This is a genomic window from Parvibaculum sp. (genome assembly GCF_039680535.1).
Classification (GTDB): Bacteria; Pseudomonadota; Alphaproteobacteria; order Parvibaculales; family Parvibaculaceae; genus Parvibaculum.
Map to the genome: position 1 here is coordinate 134,838 of NZ_JBDKSS010000005.1, position 13,083 is coordinate 147,920.

Genomic DNA, 13,083 nt, shown 5'->3' on the forward strand with positions numbered 1-13,083 from the left:
TCAGCCGGCGCGGACGGGCCTCGGCAGCGTCTCGTCGCCGGCGCCAGGCCCCGCCTCGACGCGAATATCGCGCGCCTGCACCGGCTCGCCGCATTCCGAGCAGACGACCACACCGTCCATCACCTTGCCGCATGTCTTGTGCACGCGGACGAGGGGCGCGCCTTCAGCGCCTGCCATGTAGCGGTCGCCCCATTGCACCAGTCCAAGGATCGCGGGGTAGAGATCGAGGCCCTTTTCCGTGAGGCGGTATTCCTCGCGGCGGGGACGTTCCTGATAGGCGTGCTTGGCGAGGACGCCCGCCTCGGCAAGCTTCTTCAGCCGGTCGGCCAGCACATGCCTGGCGATGCCAAGGCGCGCCTCGAATTCCTCGAAGCGGCGCATTCCCAGAAAACATTCGCGCAAGACCATCAGCGTCCAGCGGTCGCCGACCACCGAAAGCGTGCGGGCGAGCGAGCAATGCTCGCGGTCCAGATCTTCCCAGCGCATGACCCGTTCTCCTTTGAACAGGAGATTACCTTGACAGGTTCTCTTTTGGAACCCACTTTCGGCCGGTATTCTTGTCCTGGGGAGTGTGCGCCATGAACGTCATCGACACAAAACTGGAGCCGGTTTTCACGCGCGACGGCACCTTTTGGCAGCCGCATGTGGAGGCGGCAGGGGCCTTCCGCGGCCTTCATGGCGGCGCGGTCTCCGGCCTTCTCGTGGCGGCGATGGAAGAGCGCGCCCGCGAAGAGGATTGGGGCCAGGCCATGACCGCCTCCGTGCTGATCCTGCGCCCAGCGCCGCTCGAAAAGCTCGAAACGAAGATCGAGGTGCTGCGCTCCGGCGGGCGCGTCGCCATGCTCGAAGCGACGCTCCGGGCAGACGGCAAGCTCATCGCAAAGGCCTCCGCCGCATTCGTGAAGCCGATCTCGCTGCCGGAACTCAACCGCGTCGCGGCGGCACCCGCGCCGTTCGATCCCTCCGCGCTTCCCATCTGGGGTGCGCGCGGCCCGCAATCGCGCACGACCTTTTTCGACGCGCTCGACGTCCGCGACGATGGCAATGGCACGAAGTGGGGCCGGATGAAGCGGCCCATGGTGCCTTTCGAGGCGCCGCTCGCAAACGTCTTCGCCTTTGCCGACAATGGCACGCCCTACTGGCTTTCAGGCACCGAGTTCTGGCCGCCGCGCTGGGGCTTTCCCAATATCGATGTCGTGGTTCATATCTCTCGTCCGCCTGTCGGCCGCTGGATCGGCGTGACGCCGGAATCCGACTGGCGGGACAACGGGCTCGGCCTCACGGACTCGAAGCTTTATGATGAGAGAGGCCCGATCGGCCGCGCCTGCCAGACGGTGGTGCTGACGCCGCACTGATCGCGGGCGGCATTGACAGCGCGCCCTCCGCATGGCGCAAAGGGGGCGGAGAACAGAAATGCCGCTATCAGATGCCCAGCTCGAACGCTATGCCCGCCACATCGTCCTCAAGGAGATCGGCGGGCCCGGCCAGCAGAAACTTCTCAACGCCCGCGTGCTCGTCATCGGCGCGGGCGGGCTCGGCGCGCCATGCCTCATGTATCTGGCGGCGGCGGGCGTCGGCACGCTCGGTATCGTCGATCACGACACGGTGTCGCTGTCCAATCTGCAACGCCAGATCATTCACGACACCGGCAATGTCGGGCGGCCCAAGGTCGAGAGCGCGAGCGAAAGCCTCGCCCGCATCAATCCCGATGTGAAGGTCGAAGCGCATCAACTCAAGCTCAACGCCGCCAACGCGCTCGACATCATCTCGCGCTACGACATCGTGGCCGATGGCTGCGACAATTTCCCGACACGCTTTCTCGTCAACGATGCCTGCCATCTGGCGAAGGTGCCGCTCGTTTCCGGCGCCGTCGGCCCCTTCGAGGGACAGATTGCAACCTTCAGGTCCTATGAGCGCGACGCAGAGGGAAAGCCCCTTGCCAATTATCGCGATCTCGTCGGCGAAGCGCCGCCGCCCGGCAGCATTCCGGCCTGCGAGGAAACAGGCGTGCTGGGCGCGCTTACGGGCGTCATCGGCTCGATGATGGCGCTCGAAGTCATCAAGGAAATCACCGGCGCCGGAACGAGCCTTGCCGGACGGCTGCTCATCTATGACGCGCTCGATACGCGCTTCCGCACCGTGCGCCTTCCGCACGATCCCAGGAACCCGCTTTCGGGCGACAATCCCTCGATCAGGGATTTGAGCGCACACGCCTGAAGCCCTGCAGCCAGCCCGAAAGATCGCGCTTTCGCGCGAGGCAGGGATGGATTGCGAAAATTACATGATTGCCGGGATCACCCGGTCGGGCGGACGGTGACCGTCCATGAAGGTCTTGATGTTGACGATGACCTTGCCGCCCATCTCGACGCGGCCTTCGATGGTGGCCGAACTCATGTGCGGAAGCAGGACCACATTGTCGAGGCCGAGGAGACGCGGATTGACCTTGGGCTCCTGCTCGAACACGTCGAGGCCGGCGCCTGCGATTTCTCCGGCCTCCAGCGCCCGGGCGAGCGCATTCTCGTCGATCACCTCGCCGCGTGCGGTGTTGACGATATAGCTGTCGGGCCGCATCAGCTTCAGACGCCGGGCATTCACAAGGTGATAGGTCGCTGGCGTATGCGGACAGTTGACCGAGACGATATCGACCTTGGAAAGCATCAGGTCGAGGCTTTCCCAATAGGTCGCTTCGAGTTCCTTCTCGATCACGGCATTGGCGGGCTTGCGGTTGTGGTAATGGATCTCGAGACCGAAGGCGCGGGCGCGACGCGCCACCGCCTGCCCGATCCGGCCCATGCCGATGATGCCGAGACGCTTGCCGAAGATGCGGCGGCCGAGCATCCATGTCGGCGACCAGCCCGGCCATTCTCCATTGTGGTCGCGCAGATAACGCGCACCGTCCGCGAGGCGGCGCGGCACGGCGAGGATCAGCGCCATGGTCATGTCGGCGGTATCTTCGGTGAGCACGCCGGGCGTATTCGTGACCGTAATGCCGCGGCGGCGCGCCGTCTCGACGTCGATATTGTCGACGCCGGTGCCGAACTGCGCGATGAGGCGGAGCTGCGGGCCGACCTGCGCCAGCACCTTCGCGTCGATCCGGTCGGTGACGGTGGGGACGAGCACATCGGCCTCGCGCACGGCGGCGACGAGTTCCGCCGTCGTCATCGGATGGTCGTCGCTGTTCAGTCGGACATTGAAGAGCTCGTCCATGCGCGCCTCGATGACTTCGGGGAGCTTTCTGGTGACGATGACGAGCGGCTTCTTCTGGGTCATGCGCGGAACGCCTGGTCGCTACGAAACATGTTGCTAGAGCCTGCGCCGGCGCAAGCTCTGCCTGCCTCTTGTCTAGCAGAGGGCGAGGGCGCGGACAAAGCTGTTCTCGCGCCTTTCCACAATGCTCCCATCCCGCCTTGACCCGGTCGCTGCGCCCTTGTCATAAAGGTGCAAGGTCACGCAAGGGGAAGCAGCCATCATCGCCACTCACCGGCCTCATCGACATGACGTCGGCTCCGTCCTTCGCAAGGCCGGAGGCGTGGCCCTGTGCCTGTTGCTGGGCGCCGCTCTCTCTCCCGCAGAGGCCAAGACTGCAAAGACGGAAAAACCCGCCGCCGCGCAGCAGATCCTGCCGCCCGAGTCCGCAGCCGCGACGCCGCCGAAGCGCATGACCGGCCCGACCTCGGGTCTGCCGGTGCCGCGCTTCGTCAGCCTCAAATCCGGCCGCATCAACGTCCGGCGCGGGCCCGGCGACGATTATCCGATCGAATGGGTCTTCGAAAAAAAGGGCCTGCCCGTCGAGATCACGGCGGAGTCCGATCGCTGGCGCCGCATTCGTGACCGCGAGGGCGATGTCGGCTGGGTCTGGCATTCGATGCTCGACGGACGCCGTACCGCCATCGTCGAAAACAGGACGGGCAAGGGCGAGCCCGTCGCGCTGCTCACCGAACCCAATCCGAACGCAGGCATCGTCGCCTATGCGGAGCCGGGCGTCATCGCGCAGATCAAGGCCTGCAAGGCCGCCTGGTGTGAGCTGAAGGCCAGCGGCTATGAAGGCTGGGTTGAACGCGGGTCGATCTGGGGCACCTATTCCGGCGAAGACTTCGAATAGCGCGTTACGCGAAATCCGCCGCCAGAGCCGCGCGGGTGTCGGGCGACAGAAGCGCCATGTGTCCGTAATTCGGATGTGCGATGGCGATGATCACCTGCGTTGCCGGATCGCGGAACTTCTCGATCTCCTGCAGCTTGAACGGGAAATGCAGGAAGTGAACCGATGACGTCTTGCCGTCCGACTTGGTGCGCTCGACATCGCCTTCCGGCACTGCCGTCACCCGCAAGCCGCCGACATCGATATAGATGTGATCCTCGACGCCGGTGAGGCGGCGGAGTTCCTTGTCGCGGCGCACCTCGTCGTCGATCTCAAACATCAGCGTCGCGACGAGTTCGTCCCCCTTGGGGATCAGCGGATTATAAGCGGCCAGCTCGTCGGCAATCTGCTCCTCGCCGCCCTTCTCGATGTAGAGCATCTCGTGGGTCTGCTGGAACATCGTGTCGTAGTTCTCGAAGTAGAAGGTCGCGTAAGGCCCAACAGCAACGCGGCGGTTCTTCTTCAGCGCGGTGATCGCGGCGCGCCGTTCCTTGCGCTCGCGCGCATAGGTCTCGGGAGCGAGAATGTCGCTGCGTTCAATGATGCGTCTGGATGCAGGCATTTGTTCGCTCCACTTCTTGTTCTTATTCGAGGAGGCCCCAGGCGCGGGCCATGATCTCGATCGGATGCTGGACTTTCGGCACCTGCGCCTCGCCCAGTGTCTCGATTTCCTGCGCAAGGTGCTTTCCGGCAAGCGGGCAATCGGAAGTGACGTATTTGTTGCCTGTCTTGGCAACGCTGCGCGCGGCGGGCTTGCCGACCTTCATCGCCAGATCGAAGGTTCCCTTCATCACGCCGAACGTTCCTCCGTGGCCGGAGCACCGCTCCACCACATCGACTTTCGTTTCCGGAATGAGCCTCATCATCTCGGCGGATTTTGGGCCCATGTTCTGCGCGCGGGCATGGCAGGCGAGATGCGCGGTGACACCGCCAGCGACCGGCTTGAGGCCAGGCGCCAAGCCCTCTTTCTTCGCGATGTCGACGACATATTCGTCGATGTCATAGGTCGCCCGCGCAAGCTTCCGAACGTCGGCATTGTCGGGAAGAATGAGCGGCCATTCGAACTTGAACATCAGCCCGCAGGACGCCGTCAGCGTGACGATGTCGTAGCCCTTGTCGATCAGCTCGCACATTTCGCGCGAAACCTTTTCGGCCTGCTCCGCCACCTTGGCGAGATTGCCCTGCTCGAGATAGGGCATGCCGCAGCAGCCCGGATAGGCGACGATGGTTTCAACGCCATTATGCGCCAGCACCTTTCGCGCCGCTTCGCCCACTTGCGGATTGTTGTAATTGACGAAGCAGGTGGCAAAGAGCGCCGCCTTGCGGCCTTTCGCGGGCGCATCCTTCGGTGCGGCCTCGCCGTTCCTGTCCTGCGCCTTCGCGCGCATGGCGAACGTCTTGCCGTAGAACTTCGGCAGCTCGACGCGGGCGTCGATGCCGGCCAGCTTTTCGAGCACGGGCCGCGTCAGCTTGTTGCCGCGCGCCGAGCCCCAGTTCGCCAGCGGCGCCACGGGCGCGGCAAGCGTGCCGTTGCGATCGGTCTGTCCGAGCTGCCCCGGCACGAAGGGATAATGTCCCTCGTGCTTCGCCTCGGCGGCGCGATAGCGCAGCATCAGATGCGGGAAGTCGAGATTGAATTCATGCGGAGGCACGTAGGGGCACTTTGTCATGAAGCACATGTCGCAAAGCGTGCAGGCTTCGATGACGGGCGCGAAGTCCTCCGACTTCACCTCATCGAGTTCGCCGGTCGGCGAGGCGTCGACCAGATCGAAGAGACGCGGAAAACTGTCGCAGAGATTGAAGCAGCGGCGGCAGCCGTGACAAATGTCGAAGACCCGGCGCAACTCCACATCGAGCTTGTCGAGATCATAGAAGTCCGGGTTCTGCCAATCGATCGGATGGCGTGTCGGCGCTTCGGTGCTGCCTTCTTTCATTCAATCCCTCCCGAGTTTCTTCCGGCCGCGAATGGGAGGCGGGCTCACGCCCGTCTCCCTCGCGATTTTTTTCAGCGCTCAGGCGAGGCTGTCGAGTGCCTTCTGGAAACGGCCGGCATGGCTCTTCTCAGCCTTGGCCAGCGTTTCGAACCAGTCGGCGATCTCGTCGAAGCCTTCCTCACGCGCCGTGCGCGCCATGCCCGGATACATGTCGGTGTATTCGTGCGTCTCGCCGACGATGGCGGCCTTGAGGTTGAGATTGGTCGGTCCGATGGGCTCACCCGTGGCCGGGTCGCCAACCGACTCCATGAATTCCAGATGGCCGTGCGCATGGCCCGTCTCGCCTTCCGCGGTCGAACGGAACACGGCGGCGACGTCGTTGTAGCCTTCGACATCGGCCTTCTGGGCGAAATAGAGATAGCGACGGTTCGCCTGGCTCTCGCCGGCGAAGGCCGCCTTCAGATTGTCGAGCGTTTTGGATTTTGCGAGCGACGACATGGGTTCCTCACCTTTCCTTGCCGTCCGGGACAGGTTGAGCGCCTGTCCGACGGCCTGCCTGTTGGAGTTCTGGCCGGTTTTCGGAGCGGGAAGCCCCGTCCGGCCACCGCCCGGGGAGGCGGTTGAGGAAAAGCATAATGCCGCTGGCCGCGAGCGGTCAACAGCTTAGAATAATTCTAAATATGAGAAAGGTTCGCAGCTACCGAATGTCTTATTCGGCGGCGCGGGGCGTTCCCTGGAGACGCACGATGACGTCGACGCGGGCGACATCCGTGCCGTCCGGCGCCTGGGGCAGGCCCGTAATGGCAATCTTGTTGCCGTCGATATCCATCAGCGAGCCCGAATTCTCGAGGAAGAAATGGTGGTGATCGCTGACATTGGTGTCGAAATAGGTGCGCGCGCTATCCACCACGACTTCGCGCAGCAGATGGGCTTCCGTGAACTGGTGAAGCGTGTTGTAGACCGTGGCCAGCGAAACGCTGACGCCAGCCGCCTGTGCTTCCTCGTGAAGGGCTTCAGCCGTGACGTGACGGTCGCCGCCATCGAACAGAAGGCGGCCCAGCGCGAGGCGCTGGCGGGTCGGGCGCAGGCCTGCTTCCCGCAAGCGGGTGAGCGTCTGGCTATAGGGCCGATCCTGGGTCACGGGCTTCATCCTTTTGCTCGTTCATGCCGAACGGGCGCCAGTTTGTAATGATTACAATGTCCAAAATGTAGTCACGGTCACGCTTTTGTCAAGACAGGGCTTTCTGGCGCATATCGCGTGGGTTTCCGCCAGCCTCCCTATATGTTAGGAAGCGCGTCGAGGAAACCGGGGTAGGGAAAGAGCCTTGCCCTTAAGCCGGGGATAGCCCCTTCGCTCGCATGAGAGCCGAAGAGAAGGGCATAGTTGAGCGGACGGGGTATGGCTGAGCAAAAGTCGAGTTACACCTACGAAGATCTTCTCGAATGCAGCCATGGTCGCATGTTCGGCCCCGGAAATGCGCAACTTCCCCTGCCTCCGATGCTGATGATCTCGCGGATCACGCATATCTCGGACAAGGGCGGCGACCACGACAAGGGCCTCATCAAGGCCGAGTTCGACATCCACCCGGATCTCTGGTTCTTCCCCTGCCATTTCGAGGGCGACCCGATCATGCCGGGCTGCCTCGGCCTCGACGGCGCATGGCAGCTGCTCGGCTTCTTCCTTGGCTGGATCGGCGGCAAGGGCAAGGGCCGCGCGCTCGGCGTCGGCGAAGTGAAATTCTCCGCCATGGTCACGCCCGCCGTGAAGAAGATCGAATACATCATTCAGTTGAAGCGTGTGATCAATCGCCGCCTCGTGCTCGGCGTTGCCGATTGCACCATCCTTGCGGATGGCGAGCTTGCCTATACGATCAGTGACATGAGGGTTGGGCTCTCCGCGGAAGATCAGCCGGCCTGACGGAGGCGGCAAGTCCATTCACACGAAGCCATTCATACGAACCCATTAACACCAACAATGAGGCTGCCATGAGACGAGTGGTCGTCACCGGCATGGGGATCGTCTCCTCGATCGGCAACAATACGCAGGAAGTTCTCGCCAGCCTGCGTGAAGGCCGTTCCGGCATCGTCAAATCCGACACCTATGCCGAGATGGGCTTTCGCAGCCAGGTTCATGGCAGCCTGAAGATCGATCTCGACGCCGCCGTCGACAGGCGCGCACGCCGCTTCATGGGCGATGGCGCGGCCTATGCCTCGATCGCCATGGAACAGGCGATCCGCGATGCCGGCCTCGAACCCTCCGACGTCAGCAATGAGCGCACCGGCCTGATCGTCGGCTCGGGCGGTCCTTCGACGAGGGCCATCGTCGCCGCGGCGGATGTCACGCGCGATCCGGCCAAGGGCCCCAAGAAGGTTGGCCCCTTCGCCGTGCCCAAGGCCATGTCGTCCACCTGTTCGGCCAATCTTTCGACCTGGTACAAGACCAAGGGCGTGAACTACTCCATCAGCTCCGCCTGCTCGACCTCCGCGAATTGCATCGGCAATGCGGCCGAAATGATCCAGTGGGGCAAGCAGGACATCATGTTCGCCGGCGGCGGCGAGGAACTCGACTGGACGCTCTCCGTTCTTTTCGACGCCATGGGCGCAATGTCCTCCAAGCGCAACGACACGCCGGAAAGGGCGAGCCGCGCCTATGACAAGGATCGCGACGGCTTCGTGATCTCGGGCGGCGGTGGCATTCTGGTTCTCGAAGAACTTGAGCATGCAAAGGCGCGCGGCGCGAAGATCTATGCCGAACTCGTCGGCTATGGCGCGACGGCGGACGGCGCCGACATGGTCGCCCCCTCTGGCGAAGGTGCGGTGCGCTGCATGCGCATGGCGATCAAGGATCTGAAGGCGCCGGTGGATTACATCAATCCGCATGCGACCTCGACGCCGGTCGGCGACATTCCCGAGATCAAGGCGATCCTCGAAGTCTTCGGCGACAAGACGCCACCGATCAGCGCCACGAAGTCTCTCACCGGCCATGCCCAGGGCGCGGCCGGCGTGCATGAAGCCATCTACACGCTGCTGATGATGCAGAACGGTTTCATCGCGGCGAGCGCCAATATCGACGAAATCGACCCCGAGGTTGCCGCCGCGAACATCGTGCGCGAGCGCATCGACGGGGCGGATATCAACCTCGCGATCTCCAACAGCTTCGGCTTCGGCGGTACCAACGCGACGCTGGCCTTCCAGCGCTATAACGGCTGACACAAAAGCCGGCCAAAACAACCTGGAAACAGACGGGTCGAAAACGAATATGCACGGTTCGGATCAAAAGACAGGTGGCGAAGGCTTGGTGATGAGCGGTCCCTTGATGAAGGGTCGCCGCGGCCTCGTGATGGGCGTGGCGAACGACCACTCCATCGCCTGGGGCATCGCGCAGGCGCTGGCGCTGCATGGCGCGGAAATGGCCTTCACCTTTCAGGGCGAGGCCTTCGGCCGCCGCGTGAAGCCGCTGGCGGAATCGGTCGGATCGAAGATTCTTCTCCCTTGCGACGTGACCGACAGCCAGAGCCTCGACAGCGTGTTCCGTACGCTCAAGGCGGAATGGGGCACGATGGATTTCGTCGTTCACGCCATCGCCTATTCCGACAAGAGCGAGCTCAAGGGCCGCTACGCCGACACGACGCGCGAAAACTTCCTGCGCTCGATGGATATTTCCTGCTTCTCTTTCACCGATGTCGCGCGACGCGCCGCCGAGATGATGCCGAATGGCGGCTCGATGGTGACGCTGACCTATGAGGGCGCGCAGCGCGTAATGCCCAACTACAACGTCATGGGTGTCGCCAAGGCCGCGCTCGAAGCAAGCGTCCGCTACCTCGCCGCCGATTTCGGCCGCGACGGCATCCGCGTCAACGCGATCTCTGCGGGCCCGATGCGGACGCTGGCGGGCTCTGCCATCGGCGACGCGCGCTTCGTTCACAAGTGGAACAAGACCCATTCCGCGCTGAAGGAAACGATCGAGCTCGAGCATGTCGGCGGCGCGGGCCTTTACCTGCTTTCCGACCTGTCCGCTCGCGTCACCGGCGAAATCCATTATGTCGATGGCGGCTACAACATCATCGGCCTGCCGCGCGCCGAGGAAATGACGAACGACCAGGACAACGGCAACTGAGCACGCGTAACCGGAGGTTCGATGCTTACCGGTATAGACCACGTTCAGATTGCGATCCCCGCCCTTGGCGAGGAAGAGGCCCGGCGCTTCTATGTCGATGTGCTGGGCTTCAGCGAAGTTCCCAAGCCGGCGGAGCTTGCCGCCCGCGGCGGCGGCTGGTTCGAACTCGGCTCACTCAGGCTGCACCTCGGGGTCGACAAGGATTTCCATCCGGCGGCCAAGGCTCATATCGCCTTTCTGACCAGCGATCTCGCAACGCTCATCGCCCGTGCGCGCGCGGGCGGCTATCGGCTGGTCGAAGACGCGCCGATCGATGGCTATGACCGCATCTTCGTCTTCGATCCCTTCGGGAACCGCATCGAGCTGATGCAGCCCAAATAAAAAGGGCGCCGGAAGAACCGGCGCCCTTGATGCTTGAAACAGCCGAAGCTCAGTCGCGATCGCGACGCTTGCGATCGCCGCCCTTGCCGCCTTCGCGCTTTTCGCGCGGCTGCTCGGCAGGCTCGTTCTCGTAGACGATCTCTTCGCCCGTCTCCTGGTTCACATGCTTCATCGAGAGGCGAACCTTGCCGCGCTCGTCGAAGCCGAGGAGCTTCACCTTGACCTTCTGGCCTTCGGCGACGACGTCGGCAACCTTCTCGACGCGGGTCGGCGCCATCTGCGAGATGTGCACGAGGCCGTCACGCGGACCGAAGAAGTTCACGAAAGCGCCGAAATCAACGACCTTCACGACCGTGCCTTCGTAGATGTGGCCGACTTCCGGCTCCGCGACGATGCCGCGAATCCAGTCGATCGCCTTCTTGATCGAAGCGCCGTCGGACGAGGCAACCTTGATCGTGCCGTCGTCGGAGATGTCGATCTTCGCGCCCGTCTTTTCGACGATCTCGCGAACGACCTTACCGCCCGTACCGATGACTTCACGGATCTTGTCGGTCGGCACCGTGATCACTTCGATGCGCGGCGCATGTTCGCCGAGCTCGCTGCGGGCCGTCGTGAGCGCCTTGGCCATCTCGCCCAGGATATGGACGCGACCGCCCTTCGCCTGCTCGAGGGCCTGCTTCATGATGCCTTCGGTGATGCCGGTGATCTTGATGTCCATCTGGAGAGAGGTCACGCCCTCTTCCGTACCGGCCACCTTGAAGTCCATATCGCCGAGGTGATCTTCGTCGCCGAGAATGTCGGAGAGAACTGCGAAGCGCTCACCTTCGAGGATGAGGCCCATCGCGATACCCGCGACAGGACGCTTCAGCGGAACGCCAGCATCCATGAGCGAGAGCGAGGAGCCGCAAACCGTCGCCATGGAGGACGAACCGTTCGACTCGGTGATTTCCGACACGACGCGGAGCGTGTAGGGGAACTCGTTCTTGGGCGGCAGAACGGCGCGCAGCGCACGCCAGGCAAGCTTGCCGTGACCGACTTCGCGGCGGCCGGTGAAGCCGACGCGGCCCGTCTCGCCCACCGAGTAGGGCGGGAAGTTGTAATGCAGCAGGAAGTGTTCCTTGTAGGTGCCTTCCAGCGCGTCGATGAACTGCTCATCCTCGCCCGTGCCGAGCGTCGAGACGACAAGCGCCTGCGTCTCGCCGCGCGTGAAGAGCGCCGAGCCGTGGGTACGCGGCAGAACGCCGACTTCCGAAACGATCGGACGAACCGTCTTCACGTCGCGGCCGTCGATGCGGATGCCCGTGTCGAGGATCGAGTTGCGAACGACATCGGCTTCGAGCGCCTTGAAGACGCCGCCGACTGCCGTTTCGGCAACCGCATTGGGATCTTCCGGATTGCAGAGCGCGGCCTTGACCTTGTCCTTCGCCTTGGCGAGGGCTTCGTGGCGTTCGCCCTTGTCCTTGAGACCGTATGCGGCGCGAACATCGGCCTCGGCCAGCGCGCGAATCTTGCCTTCAAGTTCCGACTCGTCCTTGGCTTCGAAAGCGCGCGGTTCCTTGGCGCACTTCTCGGCCATGCGGATGATCATGTCGATCACCGGCTGGAACTCGCGGTGGCCGAACATGACGGCGCCGAGCATGGTTTCTTCCGAAAGCTCTTTCGCTTCCGATTCAACCATCAGCACCGCGTCCGCCGTACCGGCGACGACGAGATCGAGATCGCTTTCCGACATGTCGTCGATCAGCGGGTTGAGCTTGTACTCGCCATTGATGTAGCCGACGCGCGCGCCGCCGATCGGGCCGAGGAAGGGCAGGCCCGAAAGCGTGAGAGCGGCGGAAACCGCGATCATGGCGACGATGTCGGGATCGTTCTCCATGTCGTGGCTGACGACGGTGGCGATCACCTGCGTCTCGTTCTTGAAGCCTTTGGCAAAGAGCGGGCGGATCGGGCGGTCGATGAGGCGGGAGACCAGCGTCTCCTTCTCGCTCGGACGGCCTTCACGCTTGAAGAAGCCGCCGGGGATCTTGCCGGCGGCGTAGGTCTTTTCCTGGTAGTTCACAGTCAGCGGAAAGAAGTCGAGGCCGGGCTTCGGCTTGCGCTCGCCGACGACCGTCGCGAGAACGGAGGTCTCGCCATAGGTCGCGAGCACGGCGCCGTCCGCCTGACGGGCGATCTTGCCGGTCTCGAGGACGAGCTTGCGGCCGCCCCATTCAATTTCTTCGCGTGTGATATCAAACATATCTATTTCCTGTTCCGCGCCGCCGCGTTATTCGCGTTCTTGCCACCATCAGGCGGACGGCGCCCATTTCTGCCGCTGACGTCGCGGCCGGACATAAACGGTTTCAGGCTCGCGAGGGCGCGTGAAGGGCGCCGCGCACAGCCGTGAGGGACCTCAAGCCGTGAGACGACGGCAGAGAGGACCACACGCGAGCTTTATTCCGTTGACGGACGATTGTCTCTTCGGACCCGGACGCGCCCATGGCCGGCGGGGTCGAAACCACGCCGGCGCATGT

14 protein-coding genes are annotated in these 13,083 nt (G+C 63.4%); 7 read left to right on the plus strand and 7 right to left on the minus strand.

Annotated elements, in window-relative coordinates; all coding sequences use genetic code 11:
- Positions 1-486: a helix-turn-helix domain-containing protein gene (locus ABFC66_RS01760; RefSeq protein WP_346739234.1), complete on the minus strand. Its 486-nt coding sequence runs from the start codon at positions 484-486 to the stop codon at positions 1-3.
- A gap of 92 nt (positions 487-578) precedes the next feature.
- Between ABFC66_RS01760 and ABFC66_RS01765 the strand changes: the two genes are divergently transcribed.
- On the plus strand, positions 579-1,355 hold the full coding sequence (locus tag ABFC66_RS01765) for a thioesterase family protein (protein WP_346739235.1): 777 nt from the start codon (positions 579-581) through the stop codon (positions 1,353-1,355).
- 58 nt (positions 1,356-1,413) lie between these two features.
- Positions 1,414-2,217, plus strand: coding sequence for a molybdopterin-synthase adenylyltransferase MoeB (moeB, locus tag ABFC66_RS01770; RefSeq protein WP_346739236.1), 804 nt, complete (start codon positions 1,414-1,416; stop codon positions 2,215-2,217).
- A gap of 60 nt (positions 2,218-2,277) precedes the next feature.
- On the opposite strand, the gene ABFC66_RS01775 is transcribed toward moeB, so the two are convergent.
- Positions 2,278-3,270 (minus strand): D-glycerate dehydrogenase, encoded by a 993-nt coding sequence (locus ABFC66_RS01775; protein WP_346739237.1) that lies wholly within the window; start codon positions 3,268-3,270, stop codon positions 2,278-2,280.
- Positions 3,271-3,529: 259 nt separating this feature from the next.
- Between ABFC66_RS01775 and ABFC66_RS01780 the strand changes: the two genes are divergently transcribed.
- Positions 3,530-4,102, plus strand: coding sequence for an SH3 domain-containing protein (locus ABFC66_RS01780; protein WP_346739238.1), 573 nt, complete (start codon positions 3,530-3,532; stop codon positions 4,100-4,102).
- Between the two features lie 4 nt (positions 4,103-4,106).
- Here ABFC66_RS01780 and ABFC66_RS01785 read toward each other — a convergent pair whose 3' ends face one another.
- The 4 genes from ABFC66_RS01785 to irrA all read right to left on the minus strand — a co-directional run bounded on the left by ABFC66_RS01785 (position 4,107) and on the right by irrA (position 7,222).
- Positions 4,107-4,700: a DUF3501 family protein gene (locus ABFC66_RS01785; protein WP_346739239.1), complete on the minus strand. Its 594-nt coding sequence runs from the start codon at positions 4,698-4,700 to the stop codon at positions 4,107-4,109.
- Positions 4,701-4,722: 22 nt separating this feature from the next.
- Entirely contained in the window at positions 4,723-6,072 is a 1,350-nt protein-coding gene (locus ABFC66_RS01790) for a heterodisulfide reductase-related iron-sulfur binding cluster (protein WP_346739240.1), read from the minus strand.
- Between the two features lie 78 nt (positions 6,073-6,150).
- Entirely contained in the window at positions 6,151-6,570 is a 420-nt protein-coding gene (locus ABFC66_RS01795) for a rubrerythrin family protein (RefSeq protein ID WP_152214169.1), read from the minus strand.
- Between the two features lie 211 nt (positions 6,571-6,781).
- A complete protein-coding gene (irrA, locus tag ABFC66_RS01800) occupies positions 6,782-7,222 on the minus strand; it encodes an iron response transcriptional regulator IrrA (RefSeq protein WP_346739241.1) in 441 nt (146 codons plus the stop codon).
- Between the two features lie 249 nt (positions 7,223-7,471).
- Here irrA and fabA point away from each other — a divergent pair, with 249 nt between their 5' ends.
- From fabA to ABFC66_RS01820, 4 genes are all read left to right on the plus strand, one after another.
- Positions 7,472-7,990, plus strand: a complete 519-nt coding sequence (gene fabA, locus ABFC66_RS01805; RefSeq protein ID WP_346739242.1) for a 3-hydroxyacyl-[acyl-carrier-protein] dehydratase FabA — start codon at positions 7,472-7,474, stop codon at positions 7,988-7,990.
- Between the two features lie 68 nt (positions 7,991-8,058).
- Positions 8,059-9,282 (plus strand): beta-ketoacyl-ACP synthase I, encoded by a 1,224-nt coding sequence (fabB, locus tag ABFC66_RS01810; protein ID WP_346739243.1) that lies wholly within the window; start codon positions 8,059-8,061, stop codon positions 9,280-9,282.
- A 91-nt stretch (positions 9,283-9,373) separates the two neighbouring features.
- Entirely contained in the window at positions 9,374-10,189 is an 816-nt protein-coding gene (gene fabI / locus ABFC66_RS01815; protein WP_346739244.1) for an enoyl-ACP reductase FabI, read from the plus strand.
- A 21-nt stretch (positions 10,190-10,210) separates the two neighbouring features.
- A complete protein-coding gene (locus ABFC66_RS01820) occupies positions 10,211-10,570 on the plus strand; it encodes a VOC family protein (protein ID WP_346739245.1) in 360 nt (119 codons plus the stop codon).
- Between the two features lie 49 nt (positions 10,571-10,619).
- Here the strand turns inward: ABFC66_RS01820 and pnp are convergent, their stop codons facing one another.
- A complete protein-coding gene (gene pnp / locus ABFC66_RS01825; RefSeq protein ID WP_346739246.1) occupies positions 10,620-12,809 on the minus strand; it encodes a polyribonucleotide nucleotidyltransferase in 2,190 nt (729 codons plus the stop codon).
- Positions 12,810-13,083: the final 274 nt, after the last annotated feature.

Bases quoted from the DNA above. Each gene is read 5' to 3' on its own strand.
- ABFC66_RS01760 (WP_346739234.1), bottom strand. From the start codon at position 486: ATGCGCTGGGAAGATCTGGACCGCGAGCATTGCTCGCTCGCCCGCACG.
- ABFC66_RS01765 (WP_346739235.1), top strand. From the start codon at position 579: ATGAACGTCATCGACACAAAACTGGAGCCGGTTTTCACGCGCGACGGC.
- moeB (WP_346739236.1), top strand. From the start codon at position 1,414: ATGCCGCTATCAGATGCCCAGCTCGAACGCTATGCCCGCCACATCGTC.
- ABFC66_RS01775 (WP_346739237.1), bottom strand. From the start codon at position 3,270: ATGACCCAGAAGAAGCCGCTCGTCATCGTCACCAGAAAGCTCCCCGAA.
- ABFC66_RS01785 (WP_346739239.1), bottom strand. From the start codon at position 4,700: ATGCCTGCATCCAGACGCATCATTGAACGCAGCGACATTCTCGCTCCC.
- ABFC66_RS01790 (WP_346739240.1), bottom strand. From the start codon at position 6,072: ATGAAAGAAGGCAGCACCGAAGCGCCGACACGCCATCCGATCGATTGG.
- ABFC66_RS01795 (WP_152214169.1), bottom strand. From the start codon at position 6,570: ATGTCGTCGCTCGCAAAATCCAAAACGCTCGACAATCTGAAGGCGGCC.
- irrA (WP_346739241.1), bottom strand. From the start codon at position 7,222: ATGAAGCCCGTGACCCAGGATCGGCCCTATAGCCAGACGCTCACCCGC.
- fabA (WP_346739242.1), top strand. From the start codon at position 7,472: ATGGCTGAGCAAAAGTCGAGTTACACCTACGAAGATCTTCTCGAATGC.
- fabB (WP_346739243.1), top strand. From the start codon at position 8,059: ATGAGACGAGTGGTCGTCACCGGCATGGGGATCGTCTCCTCGATCGGC.
- fabI (WP_346739244.1), top strand. From the start codon at position 9,374: ATGAGCGGTCCCTTGATGAAGGGTCGCCGCGGCCTCGTGATGGGCGTG.
- ABFC66_RS01820 (WP_346739245.1), top strand. From the start codon at position 10,211: ATGCTTACCGGTATAGACCACGTTCAGATTGCGATCCCCGCCCTTGGC.
- pnp (WP_346739246.1), bottom strand. From the start codon at position 12,809: ATGTTTGATATCACACGCGAAGAAATTGAATGGGGCGGCCGCAAGCTC.